A 15,915-nucleotide genomic window follows, 5' to 3' on the forward strand; every position below is an offset into this window, starting at 1 on the left:
CGGAGCGGTCGCGCACATCGCCATGGTGTGCGCGGCCGTGATCCGCAGACCGCGCCGCCATCGACAACGAAGCCTGGCGACGCAGCTGAGCGGGGGAGAAGGACAATGCACAATCAAAATGCAGGGTGGCGTGCGCCGATCCGGCGCGCGGGTGCGGCGACGGCGCTGCTGTTTGCCGTCGGACTGTCGGCGAGCGCGAACGCCAGCTCGTTCGATGTATTCGGTGTCGATGGCAGCTTCAAGCTGACCACCAGTTACGGTGTCGGCATTCGCACCGAGAAGCAGGCCAAGGCGCTGATCGACGGGCCGATCGATCCGTTCGTGATCGATCTGTCCGGTGCCGCGGACGGCGCCGCGTTCCTGCACACCGGCTTGCCGACGACCATCAATTCCGACGACGGCAATCGCAATTTCGATCGCGGCAGCCTCGTCAACAACCGCATCAGCGCGCTCGGCGAACTGCAGCTCAACTACGACAATTACGGCGCGGTGTTCAGCGGCGATGCGTTCTACGACTGGGTCTATCACGAAAGCAACGACAACGATTCGCCGGATACCATCAACAAGACCGGCTCGGTCAATCACTTCACCCGCCAGGCGCGGCATTTCGACGGACAGCGCGTGCGTCTGCTCGAAGCCTATGCCTTCGGCGACTGGGATCTCGCCGATACCATGCATCTCAACCTGCGTGCCGGCCGCCAGTTGGTGGCCTGGGGAGAGAGTCTGTTCTTCTCCGGCATCGCGCTCGCGCAAGGTCGTGCCGATGCGACCAAGGCGATCGTGCCGGGCGCCGAGGTCAAGGAAATCCTGCTGCCGACCAATCAGATCTCGCTGAATTTCGGCCTCACGTCCAATCTGAGTCTGCTCGGCTACTACAAGCTGGAATTCGCCGAGACCGAAATCTTTCCGGTCGGCGACTTCTTCTCGCCGACCGACGCGATCGGCCCCGGCGGCAGCTTTGTCTACGGCTCGGTCAACCCGCTGGCGCTGAACAGCTGCACCGGCGTGCTGACTTCGCTGATCGCCGGTATCCCGGCGCTCGGGCCGACGCTCGGCAATCTGCTGGGTGCCGCCAACGTCAATCCGGACAACCTGTGCATGCTCAACGGCCTCGGCGAAACCCTGGTCGACGCGCCGCCCTATGTCATCCCGACACGCGGCAAGGACATCCGGCCCAGCGATTACGGTCAGTACGGCGTCGGCATGCGCTATCAGCTCGACGAAGGCGTGGTCGGCGCGTACTACCTGCGCTATGCCGACAGCAATCCGACCGTGCAGCTCAACTTCGGCTACTCGTCGTTCTCCGACAATCCGCTGCTGAAGGGCGTGCTGACGACGCAACTGTTCGGGCAACAGACGCCGACCAGTTACCAGGTCAAGTACTACGGCGGCATCGACATGTACGCGCTGAGCTATTCGACCCTGCTCGGCCCGGTCAATGTCGCCGGCGAGGCATCGTTCCGGCACGGCATCGATACCGCTGCGCAAGCGATCGTCTCCGGTGTGCTGACGCCGATCTTCACGCGCGCCGACATCGGCCAGGCGCAGGTGTCCGCCATTTACGCGACCAATCCGGGCTTGCTGTTCGACGACATTGCGCTGGTCGGCGAGGCCGGCATTGTCCATGTGTTCAATGTCGACAAGCTCGAAGCGCGGCCCGGTCTGTTTCCGGTCGGCGACGGTGACAAGCCGTTCTACAGCCGCACGTCCTACGCATTCCAGACGCTGATGATTCCGACCCGGCGCAACGCGTTTCCGGGCTGGAATCTGTCGGTGCCGATTTCGTTCGGCATGCTCGTGAAAGGCACGCCTGCGATGGCGGGCGCCTTCGGCGCGCTGTACGGCGACGGCGACACGCGCCTCAGCGTCGGCGTAACGGCGGACAGCATCAACAGCCTGACCGTCGGCGTCGCGTACAACATGTTCTTCGGTGACGCCAGCAAGACGATCGGCCACAGCACGCTGCCGGCCAATCCGTTCGTCGATCACGACTATGCGACCTTCAACGTCAAGTACAGCTTCTGAGGCGGCGCGGCACGACGCGCCGGGTGGCGGTGCATCCGCTCGGCGTACTCGGCATGATCGATCGCGCGCGAGGTATTCGCCGGTTCGGGCGGCGACGGCAGCGGAATTCGACGGCGTCGGCTGCCGCTATCTCGAGGATTGCGCCGAAGCTTTGCCTTGGTCGGCGGGCGTGAAATTCAGTGGCGCGAAGCCGTACGCGTTGGATTGCGAACATGCCGACCGCGTCTGGGCGCTGAGCGAACACTCGATCGAGGCGCGGCTCTGAACGGGCGGCATGCAGCGAGCGTCATCGCCGCGACCCGCACGGCGCAAACGCGGCGTTCAGGTGTTTGCACCTTGCCTGCAAGGGGCCGCTCAGGGAGCTTCTCAACAAGTCCGTTATCGCCGGGCGGAAAAGCGGCGGCGGCGATCCCGATGCACAGTTTGCGCAGGGAACCGCCGGATGGCGTCGCCGCCTTCGGTGCCTCGCGATGACGAAGCGGGTTGTTCTTCAGACTGGCCCTAATGTCGTCAGCAGCAGTGTCGCTGCGGGAACGCGGGCTTCCGGGGCTTCGAAGTTGCCGTAGCAGTGCAGGCGTTTCTGGCCTTCGAGCTTGTAGGTCCTGGGCTGGGTCTGGATCAGCTTGATCAGGCGGATCGGCTCGATGTTCGGCTTGTCGTCGAATTCGATCGTGATCGACCGGCCGCCGGCGCGCAGGCGCGTGATGCCGAGTTTTTGCGCGGTGGTGCGCAGTTCGGCGGCATCGAACAGGCGCTCGGCCGGCGGCGGCAACAGACCGAAGCGATCGATCATCTCCACCTTCAGTTCGTGCAGCGTTGCCTCGTCGGCGGCCTCGGCGATGCGCTTGTACAGGGTCAGGCGGGCGTGCACGTCGGGCACGTAGCTGTCCGGGATCAGGCTGGCGACGCCCAGATCGATCTCGCAGCTGCTGCTGCCGAACGGGGCATCGTCGAGCTTGCCGCGCTGGATCGCCTTGACCGCGCGGGCCAGCAGTTCGGCGTACATCGTGAAGCCCACTTCCTCGATCTGCCCGGACTGGTCCTGGCCCAGCAACTCGCCGGCGCCGCGGATTTCCAGATCGTGGGTCGCCAGCGCAAAGCCGGAGCCGAGATCGCCGAGCGTCTCGATCGCATCGAGTCGCTTCTGCGCGTCGGCACTCAGCGCGCGCTTGGACGGCACCAGGAAATAAGCATAACCGCGATGATGCGAGCGGCCGACACGACCGCGCAGCTGGTGCAACTGCGCCAGGCCCAGATGCTCGGCGCGATCGATCAGGATGGTGTTGGCGCTCGGCACGTCGATGCCGGATTCGATGATCGTCGTGCAGACCAGGATGTTGAAGCGCTGGTGATAGAAATCGAGCATGACCTGCTCGAGTTCGCGCTCGCGCATCTGGCCGTGCGCGAAACGCACGCGGCCTTCCGGCACCAGTTCCTGGACCTTGCGCGCGAAGTGCTCGATGTCCTTGACTTCGTTGTGCAGGAAATAGATCTGGCCGCCGCGCTTGAGCTCGCGCAGGCAGGCCTCGTAGACCAGCGCATTGCTCCATTCGGACACGAAGGTCTTGATCGCGACGCGTGACGGCGGTGGCGTGGCGATGATCGACAGATCGCGCAGGCCGGCGAGGCTCATGTTGAGCGTGCGCGGAATCGGCGTCGCGGTCAGCGTCAGCAGATCGACTTCGGCGCGCAGGTTCTTCAGGCGTTCCTTGTGGCGCACGCCGAAGCGATGCTCCTCGTCGACGACGACCAGGCCCAGATCCTTGAAGCGGATATCGTCCTGCAACAGGCGGTGCGTGCCGATGACGATGTCGACCTTGCCGTCGCTCAGCTCCTTCAGCGTCTGGTTCTGCTCCTTGCTCGTGCGCAGGCGCGAGAGGCTGGCGATGCGGATCGGGAAGTCGGCGAAGCGATCGGCGAAGTTCTTGGCGTGCTGTTCGACGAGCAAGGTCGTCGGCGCCAGCATGCAGACCTGCCGGCCGCTGCGGGCGGCGACGAAGGCGGCGCGCAGGGCGACCTCGGTCTTGCCGAAGCCGACGTCGCCGCAGACCACGCGATCCATGGTCTTGTCCGAGCGCATGTCGTCCAGAACGGCGTCGATCGCCTTCTGCTGGTCGGGCGTTGAAGTGAACGGAAAGCCGTCGGCGAAGCGCGCGTAATCGTCTTCGTCGAATTCCAGGCTCATGCCCGGCTTGGCGGCGCGGCGCGCCTGGATCTGCAGCAGCTCGGCCGCGACGTCATGCGCCTTCTCGCGGGCCTTGGTCTGCGCCTTGGCCCAGCGGTCGGAACCCAGACCGTGCAGCGGGGCGTGCTCGGGTTCCGTGCCGGCGTAGCGATGAATCAGGTTCAGTGACGTGACCGGCACGTAGAGCTTGTCGCCGCCCGCATATTCGAGCACGAGGTATTCGGTCTCGATGCCACCGGCGTCGAGCGTGACGAGGCCGACGTAGCGGCCGACGCCGTGCTGTACGTGCACGACCGGGGAACCCTGCGAAATCTCGGAAAGATCGCGCAGCACGGTTTCCGGGTCGCGAATGCGGTTCTTGCGACGCACCTCGGCGGCCGGCGCTCGCTGGCCGAACACCTGTGCCTCGGAGATCAGCGTCAGCTTGTCGGCGTCGAGGCGGAAGCCTTCCTGCAGCGGCCCGAGCGTGATGCCGAAACGCTTGCCGTCGCCGACGAACTCGTCCCAGTTCGCGTGTTCGCGCGGCAGGATGCCCAGCGGTCGCAGGAAGCCGAGCAGCGCCTCGCGGCGGCCGGCCGATTCGGCGACGAACAGCAGTTTCTCGTCGGCGTCGAGACCCGCGAGTTGTGCGCGTACCCCGTCGGCGCCATTGCGCGGTTCGCCGATCGCAAAGCCGAACCGCGGTTCCAGCGTGCCGCCGACCGTCGCACGCGCGAAGTGTCCGAGTTCCTTCATCACGGCGGCCGGCGCGACGAACAGTTCCTCCGGTTTCATCAGCGGTCGTTCGAGATCGCCGCTGTAGCGCTCGTGCCGTTCGCCGATCTGCTGCCAGTCTTCATCGAGCGCGCGTTCGAGTTCGTCGAGCGCGACCAGCACCGCGTCGGGCGGCAGGTAGTCGGTCAGCATCGAGGTGCCCTTGCTGAAGAACAGCGGCAGCCAGGACTCGATGCCGCCGGGCATCAGGCCCTTGCTGACCTCGGCGTAGATGCGCGAGCGCGACGGATCGCCGGGGAAATATTCGCGGTAGCGCTTGCGGAAGGTTTCGATGCCGTCGCGATCGGTCGGAAACTCGCGCGCCGGCAGCAGGCGGATCTGCCCGACCTTGTCCTCGCTGCGCTGGGTTTCCGGATCGAAGGTGCGGATCGTTTCGATTTCATCGTCGAACAGATCGATGCGATATGCGTCCGGCGCACCCATCGGAAAAAGATCGAGCAGGGCGCCGCGCACCGCGAACTCGCCCTGTGCCTGCACTTCCGACACCGACTGGTAGCCGGCGGCGATCAGCTGCTCGCGGAAGCGCTGCGGATCGAGCTTGTCGCCGAGCTTGATGTCGAAAGCACGGCCGGCCAGCCAGCCGCGCGGCGGCAGGCGCCGCATCAGCTGATCGGCGGTGGTCAGCAGCACGCCGCGTCGCATCTGCGGCAGCCGGTGCAACGCGGACAGGCGTTGCGAGAGGATTTCCTGGTGTGCCGAGAACTGGTCGTACGGCAGCACCTCGCTGTCCGGCAGATGCACGAGCGGCAGTTCGCCGAGAAAGAAGCGCAGTTCCTGTTCGAGCCGGTAGGCATGCTGTTCGTTGGCGGCGAGCGCGACGATCAGGCGCGTATGCTGCTGCGCGAGTCGCGCGACCGCCAGCGACGCAGCCGGACCGCGCAGTCCGGTCCATGACACGGCGGCCGCCGGCAGCGGCGGCGTCAATACGGAGTGGGAATGGGTCGCGGTCATGTCGCGTTGCCGGGATGCGAACAGCAAAACCACCCGCGACGCCGACGCGTCCCGGGGATATAGTGAATGGCGCTGCGCAGTTCGCCGCAGCGCGCTCATTATCTCACGGGATGCGCGGCCGCCGGTGTCGCACTCGTGGCCACGCTCGCGGAGTCGGAAATGAAGTGCTTGCACTTGCTGTTGCTGGCGGTCCTGCTGCCGGTCTGCGGACAGGGGCAGGCCGCTGATGCGACGCTGCAGAAACTGCAGGCGAAGATCGCCGACGATCCGTACTCCGAATATCTGGTGACGACGCTGGTCAACGAGGTCGGACCGCGTTTCGCCGGCTCCGACGGTTACGAGCACGCCGTGATCTGGGCGCTGCAGAAACTGCAGGCTGCCGGCCTCAAGAACGTGCATGCCGAGCCGGTGATCCTGCCGCGCTGGGTGCGGGGTCGCAGCGAAGTCAGCCTGGAAGTCTCCAGCGTCGACAACGTGCCGCTGGCGGCGGCGGCGATCGGCGGCAGCGTCGGGACGGATGCGCAAGGCATCGAGGCGGAGGTCGTGCGCGTCGAGTCGCTGGACCAGCTTCGTCAGCTGACGACGGCGCAGGTGCGCGGTCGTATCGTGTTCATCGACCAGCGCATCCAGCCGAGCAGGGACGCCTCGACCTACGTGGCGGCCTATCCGGTGCGCAAGTACGCGCCGGCCGAGGCCGGGCGCAAGGGCGCCGCAGCGATCCTGATCCGTTCCTTGAGCACCGCGCAGGACGACGTTCCGCATACCGGCGATCTGGACTACGGCGACGCACCGAAGATTCCGGCGCTGGCGCTGTCCAATGTCGCGGCCGACCGGTTGTCCGCCGTCGTGCGTGCCGGCGGCGCGACGGTGACGATCAAGCTCGACACGCGCGAACTGGGTGCCGTCTACAGCGCCTATGTGGTCGCCGACGTGCCCGGCCAGACCGACGAGATCGTCCTGCTCGGCGCGCACCTCGATTCCTGGGACATCACGCCGGGGGCCGAAGACGACGGTGCCGGTGTCGCCATCGTCACGGGCGCGGCACGCGCGATACTCCGCCATGCGAAGAAGCCGAAACGGACGATACGTGTCGTGCTGTATGCCGACGAGGAATTCGGCGAGATCGGTGCCCGCGCCTATGCCGATGCGCACGCCGCCGAGCTGGGCCGACATGTGCTGGCGATGGAAGCCGACGGCGGCTCCGGGCCGGTGTGGCGTCTCGACAGCAAACTGCCGGATGTGGGCGCGCCATTCCGTCTCGCCCTGCTCGATGCGCTGAAGCCGTTCGGGATCGCCGACGGTTCACACGACGGCGGCGGCGGCAGTGACATCAAGCCGCTGATGATGCAGGGCGTGCCCGTGCTGGGACCGCGGCAGGACATGTCGCGCTACTTCGACGTGCATCATTCGGCGGCCGACACGCTCGACCATCTCGATCGCGCCGGCCTGCGTCAGAATGTCGCGGTCTATGCGAGCGCAGCATGGCTGGCGGCGAACTGGCCGGGATCGTTGGGGCGTCTGCCACCGACGATGCCCTGAAGCGAGCAGCGGCGACCGTGCGCGGACCGTGGCGCCGCGGCGCGGCGATCAGCGGTGGAAATGCAGCGGCTGTTCGGTTCTGCCTGTCGGCGACGGCGGCGTGCTGCAGCTTCCGCAGGCATCGCAGCTTGAACATCCGCCGCTCTTCGTCGCCGTGCCGCGTTGCGGCAGGAAGCGGCGCGCCAGATTCCAGCCGCTGAAGCCGACGGCGCCGGCGACGATCAGGAACTCGACGATGTGATAGGCGATCACGACCACAGACTCGCGATGCGGAAAGTGACGAACGCACCGGCGTAGGCGAGCGCGAACAGGTAGCCGGCAGCGATCGCGACGATCTTCCACGAGCCGGTCTCGCGGCGGATGATCGCCAGCGTCGACAGGCACTGCGGCGCGAACACGTACCAGGCCAGCAGCGACAGGGCGGTGGCCAGCGACCACTGATGCGCGATCATCGGCCCGAGCTGGGTGGCAACCGCATCGTCGCTGCCGGACATCGCGTAGACGGTGCCGAGTGCGGAGACCGCGACCTCGCGTGCGGCCAGGCCGGGAATCAGGGCGACGCAGATCTGCCAGCCGAAGCCGATCGGTGCGAACAGCGGCTGCATGAAGTGGCCGATGCGGCCGGCGAGGCTGTAGTTGATCGCCGGCAGTGCGGCGTCGACCGGTGCCGCCGGAAAACTCGACAGGAACCACAGCAGAATGATCAGCGTCAGGATGATGCCGCCGACGCGCTTGAGGAAGATTTCCGCACGCTCCTTGAGGCCGATCGCGATGTCGCGTGGATTCGGAATGCGATACGACGGCAGTTCCATCAGCAGCGCGTGTTCGCTCTTGTCCTTGCGCAGGCGCTTGATCACCGATGCGACGGTCAGTGCCGACGTGACGCCGGCGAAATAAAGCCCGAACAGAACGATGCCCTGCAGATTGAACAGGCCCCAGACCGTGCGCTGCGGAATGAACGCGGCGATCAGCAGCGTATAGACCGGCAGCCGTGCCGAGCAGGTCATCAGCGGCGCGACGAGGATCGTCGTCAGACGGTCGCGCGGGTCCTGGATGCTGCGTGTCGCCATGATGCCGGGGATCGCGCAGGCGAAGCTCGACAGCAGCGGGATGAACGCGCGCCCGGTCAGGCCGGCCTTGAACATCAGGCGGTCGAGCAGGAACGCGGCGCGCGGCAGATAGCCCGACTCTTCGAGCACGAGGATGAACAGGAACAGGATCAGGATCTGCGGCAGGAACACCAGAACGCTGCCGAGGCCCGAAAACACGCCGTTGACCAGCAGGCTCTTCAATGCGCCGTCCGGCAGCGATTGCGTGGCCAGCGCGCCGAGCGCGGCGATGCCGGCGCCGATCCCGTCCATCAGCGGCTGTGCCCACGAGAACACCGCCTGGAAGATCAGGAACATCAGCACCGCGAGGATCGCCAGGCCGAAGACCGGATGCAGGGTGATGCGATCCAGCGCGTCGTCGACGCTGCCGGTGCGGCTCGGCATCGTCACGGTGGCCGCCAGCAGCGCACGCACTGCGATGTGCAGGTCGTGATCGGTGGTGACGGTCGGCGCCGGCGGCAGATCCTGCCGGTCGAGCCGGGCGATCAGGGCGGCGGCACCGTCGCGCCGCACGGCGACGGTCTCGATGACCGGAATGCCGAGCTGGCGCTGCAGTTCGGCGACGTCGATGCGCACGCCGCGCCTGGCGGCCGCGTCCATCATGTTCAGGGCCAGCACCATCGGCCGGCCGAGCCGCTGCACTTCAAGCACGAAGCGCAGATGCAGTCGCAGGTTGGTGGCGTCGGCCACGCAGACGATCAGGTCCGGAGCCGCTTCACCCGGGTACCGGCCGTGGCAGACGTCGCGCGTGATCACCTCGTCGGGGCTCGCCGCATCGAAGCTGTAGGCACCCGGCAGATCGAGCAGCTGCAGCACGCGACCGGACGGCGTCAGCACCCGACCTTCCTTGCGCTCGACGGTGACGCCGGCGTAGTTGGCGACCTTCTGACGGCTGCCGGTCAGCTGATTGAACAGCGCGGTCTTGCCGCAGTTCGGATTGCCGACCAGCGCGATGCGCAGCGCCGCCGTGCTCATGCGGCCTCCGGCGTGACCTGCACGCGTGCCGCTTCGGCGCGACGCAGCGCGAAGCGTGTATAGCCGATCTGCACCAGCATCGGATCGCGCTGCACCGGTCCGTGCGCGACGATCTTCACCAGCTCGCCCGCGACGAAGCCGAGATCACGCAGGCGGCGCGCGATCGGATCGGCAGCGCCGGCGTCTTCCACCGCGGTGACGGTGGCGACGATGTGATGGCCCAGTTCGGAAAGACGCATGCCGGTGACGAGAACAGGAGTGAAGATGAGAATCGTTATCCTATCACGCGTCTTGGTTCCGCTGGGGCCGCCCGTCTGCCGCTAGATGTCGAAGATCAGGTTTGCCGACAGCACACGACCGCGGTCGCTGCGTGCGGCCGCGTAATTGCCCGGCGCCAGCGGTTCGTCGAGCACCTGATCGACGATGACCTCTTTGGTCAGATTGCGCGCAGCCAGACTCAGCAGCCAGTTGCCGCGCCGGGAGCCGAGCACGATGCGCGCGTTGACCTCGGTGGTCTCCCGCTGCAATTTTTCCGGGGCCAGATCGACATCGACGTAGCGATCGCCGCGGTACAGCACATCGACCGCGAACGTCGCCAGCGCACCGCCCGGCAGCAGCGTCGTGAACGAGGGCACTGCCGCGGCGGTCCAGCGCGGCGCATTGGCCAACGGCCGGCCGCTGAGATCCTGCGTGGTGCCGTCGGCATTGGTGTTCGGGCATTCGCTGGGGACTGCGCAGGCCGGTGCGTCCGGGTAATGCGTGTAATAGGCATCGGCGTAACCGGCCGAACCGTAGAACGCCACGCCGGGCAGCGGCGTCAGCCAGTTCAGCTCGAGTTCGCCGCCGCGCGAGCGGGCGCTGGCGGCATTGAGAAACACCGGCGCCGCCGCACCGCCGCTGCCGGTCGCGAACGTCGACACCTGCAGATTCTTGAAGTTGGTATCGAACAGCGCAGCGCTGACGCGCATCGAACCGTGCAGCAAGCGCGCCTTGGCGCCGAGTTCGATGCTGGTCGCGCGTTCCGGATCGAACTCGAGGTTCTTGTCGTTCAGCGGCAGGGCGTTGAAACCGCCGCTCTTGTAGCCGCGTGTCCAGGTCAGATAGACATTGGTTTCCGGCAGCGGCTGCCACTTGAAGCCCGCCTTCGGGGAGAATTCGTTCTCGCTGCGATTGCGATAGCTGTCGTGATCCTGCTGATCGGCGATCAGCGGAATGAACAGGCCTTCAGCCTGGCTCGTGAAGTGGCCCTTCTTGTGTTCATGGCCGACGCGGGCGCCGAGGATCACTGCCCAGTCGTCGACGAAGAAATACTCCATCTGGCCGAACAGGGCCGCGGTGCTGGTTTCCTGATCGAGCGTCACGGTCGCGGCCTGGCGCTGGCCGATCACCGGCGTCAGCAAGGGCGCGGCGATGTCGACCAGGCGGCCGACCGGATAGGCGGCTTCGGCCAGCGGCACCCCGCCGATCCGGAACAGCGCATTGCCGTCCGGATTGCCGGCCTGCGCGGCCGTCAGGTAGGCGAGCGCGGCACCGAGGTCTTCGAGCTGGAACAGATCGTTGGAGTTGAATGTGGAGTCGTAGTAGTAGACACCGACGATGAAGTTCAGGCCGCTGCCGAAGCCCATGATGCTGTCGTCGTGGCCGCCGATGCGCAGTTCCTGGCTGTACTGCGAGAACGGTGCCGGGCGCGCGAGCGTGTCGCGAATCACCGGCACCGGGCTGAAATCGCCGTCGATGTCGCGAGATTCCATGACCTGCTTCGCCCAGGCGGTCACCGAGGTCAGGGCCCACTGGTCGATGTTGCCGATGCCGTCCAGTGCGTAGTTGACGGTCGCATTGGCGCCCTTGAAATGCGTTTCGCCGTGCGACGGCACGTTGGCCGACAGATTGAAGTCGAGATTGGCTTCGACATCCGGATCGTACTGGCGCATCAGGGCCAGCATCGGTGCCGAGGACTTGATCAGCTGGAAATCGTTGGCGTTGAGCTGTTGTTCTGAATAGAACGCGCCGATATCGGCGCGCAGGCGGTCGTTGTCGTAGCGCAGGCGCCCGCGCAGGGTGTTCTGGTCGACATTGATCTCGGGACGGTCGAGATCGGTGTTGTGCAGCACGCCGTCGTCGCGCGAGAAATTGCCGGCCAGGCGTGCCGACCAATGCTCGCCGAACGCGACGTTGAGCACCGGCCGCGCCGCGCGCTGGCCGTTCTCGCCGAGCACGAATTCGCCGCCGATGCCGTTGATGTTCTTCGGCGAGCGCGTGACCAGGTTGAAGACGCCGGCCGTGCTGTTCTTGCCGAACAAGGTGCCTTGCGGACCGCGCAGCACTTCCATGCGCTCGTCGTCGCTGAAGAACACCGACAGGAAATTCGACCGGCCGTAGAAGACGCCGTCGATGACGGTGCCGACCGAAGGCTCGAAGCCGGCATTGGTCGACAGCGTGCCGAAGCCGCGGATGAAGAAGTCGCCGCCGGTCGGCGACAGGTTGAGCGTGACGTTGCCGAGGTAGCCCTGCAGGTCGGGAAAGCCGGTCGCGCCGCTCTGGTCCATCAGAGCACCGTCGAGCGTGCCGACCGATACCGGCACCTGTTCCAGTGTCTGGGTCAGTTTCTGCGCGGTGACGATGACTTCGGGCAGTACCGACGGCAACTTGTCGTCGCTGTCGTCGGCATGGGCGCTGGTCGCCGTGACGGCGAGGCTCGCGATGGCGGCACGAATGATGATCTTTGCTGCTCGTTCCAGTCCCGCGCGGTCGACCGTCATTTCCCCTCCGGATCGGTTTTCAGCGCGGCATTGTGCACGCCGCGCGGCCGCGAGGAAATGGGCGATGGTCTGCGAGGCCCCGCGGATGCGCCCTGCCGGCGAGGCGCCATCCGGCAGGGCGGCGGTGCTCAGCTGCGCGTGAACTGCAGCTCGCCGTCCTTCAGATCGACGAGCACCTGGTCGCCGCTCGCGAAGTGGCCGTCGAGGATCAGCCGCGCCAGCGGATTCTCCACGAGCGCCTGAATCGCCCGCTTCAGCGGCCGCGCGCCGTAGACCGGATCGAAGCCGGCTTCGGCGAGCCGGTCGAGCGCAGCGTCCGAAAACGCCAGCGCGATGCCGCGTTCGGCGAGCCGCTTGACGACGCTTTGCGTCTGGATGCGCGCGATCGAGCGGATCTGCGCGGAGCCCAGCGGGTGGAAGACCACGGCCTCGTCGATACGGTTGATGAACTCCGGCCGGAAGTGCTGGCCGACCACGGCCATCACGGCTTCCTTGATCGCGGCGTAGTCGCCGCGCGTCGCCGCATCGCGGCTCATCATCTCCTGGATCAGACTGCTGCCGAGATTCGACGTCATCACCACCACGGTGTTGCGGAAGTCGACGGTGCGGCCCTGGCCGTCGGTCAGTCGGCCGTCGTCGAGCACCTGCAGCAGGATGTTGAAGACCTCCGGGTGTGCCTTCTCGACTTCGTCGAGCAGGATCACCGAGTACGGACGGCGGCGCACGGCTTCGGTCAGATAGCCGCCCTCGTCGTAGCCGACATAGCCCGGCGGCGCGCCGATCAGGCGCGAGACGCTGTGGCGTTCCATGAACTCGCTCATGTCGACACGCACCATCGCCTCTTCGGTGTCGAACAGGAAATTCGCCAGCGCCTTGCACAGCTCGGTCTTGCCGACGCCGGTCGGGCCGAGGAACAGGAACGAGCCGATCGGCCGGTTGGGGTCGGACAGGCCGGCGCGCGAACGGCGGATCGCATTCGACACGGCGCCGATCGCCTCGTCCTGCGAGATCACCCGCTGGTGCAATGCCTCTTCCATGCGCAGCAGCTTTTCGCGTTCGCCCTCGAGCAGCTTGGACACCGGAATGCCGGTCCAGCGCGCGACGATCTCGGCGATCTCGTCCTCGCCGACGCTGGTGCGCAGCAGCTCGAACTTCTGCGGCGTCGCGCTGCTGGTCGGCGTCTGCGCGAGCTTCTTCTCGAGCTCGGGAATCTTGCCGTACTGCAGTTCGGCCATGCGCGCGAGATCGCCGGCGCGACGCGCGCCTTCCAGCTCGATGCGCGCGCGATCGAGGTCTTCCTTGATGCCGGCGCTGCCTTCGACCGACGCCTTCTCGGCTTTCCACTTCTCTTCGAGATCGGCGTATTCGCGTTCGAGCTTGCCGATTTCGTCTTCGAGCGCCGCGAGTGACTTCTTCGCGCCTTCGTCGTCTTCCTTCTTCAAGGCCTCGCGTTCGATCTTCAACTGGATCAGGCGCCGATGCAGGCGATCAAGCGCCTCCGGCTTGGAGTCGATCTCGATCGAGATGCGCGACGCGGCTTCGTCGACGAGGTCGATCGCCTTGTCCGGCAGATTGCGGTCGGTGATGTAGCGATGCGAGAGCTTGGCGGCCGCGATCAATGCGCCGTCGGTGATGTCGACCTTGTGGTGCAGTTCGTAGCGCTCCTTGAGGCCGCGCAGGATCGCGATCGTGTCCTCGACGCTGGGCTCGCCGACCAGCACCTTCTGGAAGCGCCGTTCCAGCGCCGCGTCCTTTTCGATGTACTTGCGGTACTCGTCGAGCGTGGTCGCGCCGACGCAATGCAGCTCGCCGCGCGCCAGCGCCGGCTTGAGCATGTTGCCGGCGTCCATCGCGCCCTCGGCCTTGCCGGCGCCGACCAGCGTGTGAATCTCGTCGATGAACAGGATCACCTGACCGTTGTGCTTGGACAGGTCGCCGAGCACGGCCTTCAGTCGCTCCTCGAATTCGCCGCGGAACTTGGCGCCGGCGATCAGCGAGCCGAGATCGAGCGACAGCAGGCGTTTGCTCTTCAGGGACTCCGGCACTTCGCCGTTGACGATGCGCTGCGCAAGGCCCTCGGCGATTGCGGTCTTGCCGACACCAGGTTCGCCGATCAGCGCCGGATTGTTCTTGGTGCGCCGGCTCAGCACCTGGATCACGCGACGGATTTCCTCGTCGCGACCGATCACCGGATCGAGCTTGCCGGCCTGCGCGCGCGCCGTCAGGTCGATCGTGTATTTCTCGAGTGCCTGGCGATTCTCCTCGGCGTTCGCTGAATCGACCTTGGCGCCGCCGCGCACCGCGTCGATCGCCTTGTCGAGCAGTTCCTTGCGCGCGCCTGCCGCACGCAGCGCCTCGCCGACCGCGCTCTTGTCGTCGGTCGCGGCGAGCACGAACAACTCGGTCGAGATGAACTGGTCCTTCTTCTGCTGGGCGAGCTTGTCCGTCAGGTTCAGCAGCCTGGCAAGATCGGTCGAGACATTGACCTCGCCGGTGGCATTGGCGAGCTTGGGCAGTTCGTCGATGACACGTGCGAGTTTCGAACGCAGCAGATCGATGTTGAGGCCGGCGTTCTGCAGCAAAGGCTGAGTCGAGCCGCCGTCCTGGTCGAGGAGAGCCTGCAGCAGATGCGCGGGTTCGATCGCCGGATGATCGCGGCCGACCGCGAGCGACTGGGCATCGGCAAGCGCCTGCTGGAATCGGCTGGTCAGTTTGTCCATGCGCATGGGTGTGGATCCTCGGATGCTTCCAAAATTGAGATGCTCACAAACTGCGGGCGCCGGCCTCGCTTTCAAGCGGCCGGAAGCGTCGCCGCGCTGCCGGCGCCAGGCTGCCGCGGACTGCAGCAATCGGCGCTAAGTCACTGAGGCGAAAGCCTTGCCGTCCAGGCGCCGGCAGGCTATCGTCTTCAGATCGTCATCTTTTCACGGTGTAGTCGCCGCAGCATTGCTGCAGGTCAATACGCGCGAGCGATGGACAATATTCCAGCCATCCTGAAAGTGGATTCCGGCGGTCTGCCGGTTTCCTGGATTCACTGGCATACGGCGGTGACGCTCTATGCACGGGAACTTGTGCGCTGGGAAGCGGGTGACGAGCGCTTTCTGATCCGCGGTGGCATCAATGCCCGCACCGGACTGCAGTCGAGCTGCCGGATCGGCTCGATCATCGCGGTCGCCGACCGTTCCCGGCGCCACGCGCGCGGTGTGCCCTTGCTGACCAATCGCACCCTGTTTCAGCGTGACCGCAATCTCTGCCTGTATTGCGGCCAGCAATTTGCGGCGCATTTGCTGACCCGCGACCACGTCATGCCGGCATCGCGCGGCGGCGCGTCGGTCTGGGAAAACTGCGTGACGGCATGCCGGCACTGCAACCAGCGCAAGGATGATCGCACGCCTGAAGAAGCCAATATGCGGCTGCTGGCGGTGCCGTACATCCCGAATCTGGCCGAGTACCTGATCCTGTCGAACCGGCGGATCCTGGCCGACCAGATGGAATTCCTGCTGGCGCACGCCAATCGGCGTCGGCGCGCCTGACGCCCCCGAGAAATGTTTTCGCGGACGGCGATTTGCGTACTGAATTTCCTGATATTCTGCAGCTG

Annotated in this window: 9 protein-coding genes; 3 read left to right on the forward strand and 6 right to left on the reverse strand. The window is 66.0% G+C overall.

All coding sequences use genetic code 11. The features are described 5' to 3' along the window. The first annotated feature begins 105 nt into the window (after nt 1-105). A complete protein-coding gene (locus tag G7Y85_RS06795; protein WP_166253878.1) occupies nt 106-2,025 on the forward strand; it encodes a DUF1302 domain-containing protein in 1,920 nt (639 codons plus the stop codon). A 490-nt stretch (nt 2,026-2,515) separates the two neighbouring features. Here the strand turns inward: G7Y85_RS06795 and mfd are convergent, their stop codons facing one another. Continuing rightward, a complete protein-coding gene (mfd, locus tag G7Y85_RS06800) occupies nt 2,516-5,935 on the reverse strand; it encodes a transcription-repair coupling factor (RefSeq protein WP_166253881.1) in 3,420 nt (1,139 codons plus the stop codon). A gap of 159 nt (nt 5,936-6,094) precedes the next feature. Here mfd and G7Y85_RS06805 point away from each other — a divergent pair, with 159 nt between their 5' ends. Next, a complete protein-coding gene (locus G7Y85_RS06805) occupies nt 6,095-7,474 on the forward strand; it encodes a M20/M25/M40 family metallo-hydrolase (RefSeq protein WP_166253884.1) in 1,380 nt (459 codons plus the stop codon). Nucleotides 7,475-7,522: 48 nt separating this feature from the next. Here the strand turns inward: G7Y85_RS06805 and G7Y85_RS06810 are convergent, their stop codons facing one another. The 5 genes from G7Y85_RS06810 to clpB all read right to left on the reverse strand — a co-directional run bounded on the left by G7Y85_RS06810 (nt 7,523) and on the right by clpB (nt 15,043). After that, entirely contained in the window at nt 7,523-7,726 is a 204-nt protein-coding gene (locus tag G7Y85_RS06810) for a hypothetical protein (protein ID WP_166253887.1), read from the reverse strand. Then, nucleotides 7,723-9,558 (reverse strand): ferrous iron transporter B, encoded by a 1,836-nt coding sequence (gene feoB, locus G7Y85_RS06815; RefSeq protein WP_166253890.1) that lies wholly within the window; start codon nt 9,556-9,558, stop codon nt 7,723-7,725. Before feoB ends, G7Y85_RS06810 begins: the two co-directional genes overlap by 4 nt. Further along, nucleotides 9,555-9,797, reverse strand: a complete 243-nt coding sequence (locus tag G7Y85_RS06820; protein ID WP_166253894.1) for a FeoA family protein — start codon at nt 9,795-9,797, stop codon at nt 9,555-9,557. Before G7Y85_RS06820 ends, feoB begins: the two co-directional genes overlap by 4 nt. 81 nt (nt 9,798-9,878) lie before the next feature. Continuing rightward, nucleotides 9,879-12,317 carry a TonB-dependent receptor gene (locus tag G7Y85_RS06825; protein ID WP_166253897.1) on the reverse strand — a complete coding sequence of 813 codons (2,439 nt, stop codon included), beginning with the start codon at nt 12,315-12,317 and terminating at the stop codon, nt 9,879-9,881. Nucleotides 12,318-12,445: 128 nt separating this feature from the next. Further along, nucleotides 12,446-15,043: an ATP-dependent chaperone ClpB gene (gene clpB, locus G7Y85_RS06830; RefSeq protein WP_166253900.1), complete on the reverse strand. Its 2,598-nt coding sequence runs from the start codon at nt 15,041-15,043 to the stop codon at nt 12,446-12,448. Between the two features lie 246 nt (nt 15,044-15,289). Between clpB and G7Y85_RS06835 the strand changes: the two genes are divergently transcribed. Then, nucleotides 15,290-15,850, forward strand: coding sequence for an HNH endonuclease (locus G7Y85_RS06835; protein ID WP_166253903.1), 561 nt, complete (start codon nt 15,290-15,292; stop codon nt 15,848-15,850). Nucleotides 15,851-15,915 lie beyond the last annotated feature (65 nt).

The sequence above is a fragment of the Solimonas terrae genome (assembly GCF_011067135.1).
Lineage (GTDB): Bacteria > Pseudomonadota > Gammaproteobacteria > Nevskiales > Nevskiaceae > Solimonas > Solimonas terrae.

Coding starts and splice junctions, on each gene's coding strand:
- G7Y85_RS06795 (WP_166253878.1), top strand. CDS start 106: ATGCACAATCAAAATGCAGGGTGGCGTGCGCCGATCCGGCGCGCGGGT.
- mfd (WP_166253881.1), bottom strand. CDS start 5,935: ATGACCGCGACCCATTCCCACTCCGTATTGACGCCGCCGCTGCCGGCG.
- G7Y85_RS06805 (WP_166253884.1), top strand. CDS start 6,095: ATGAAGTGCTTGCACTTGCTGTTGCTGGCGGTCCTGCTGCCGGTCTGC.
- feoB (WP_166253890.1), bottom strand. CDS start 9,558: ATGAGCACGGCGGCGCTGCGCATCGCGCTGGTCGGCAATCCGAACTGC.
- G7Y85_RS06820 (WP_166253894.1), bottom strand. CDS start 9,797: ATGCGTCTTTCCGAACTGGGCCATCACATCGTCGCCACCGTCACCGCG.
- G7Y85_RS06825 (WP_166253897.1), bottom strand. CDS start 12,317: ATGACGGTCGACCGCGCGGGACTGGAACGAGCAGCAAAGATCATCATT.
- clpB (WP_166253900.1), bottom strand. CDS start 15,043: ATGCGCATGGACAAACTGACCAGCCGATTCCAGCAGGCGCTTGCCGAT.
- G7Y85_RS06835 (WP_166253903.1), top strand. CDS start 15,290: ATGGACAATATTCCAGCCATCCTGAAAGTGGATTCCGGCGGTCTGCCG.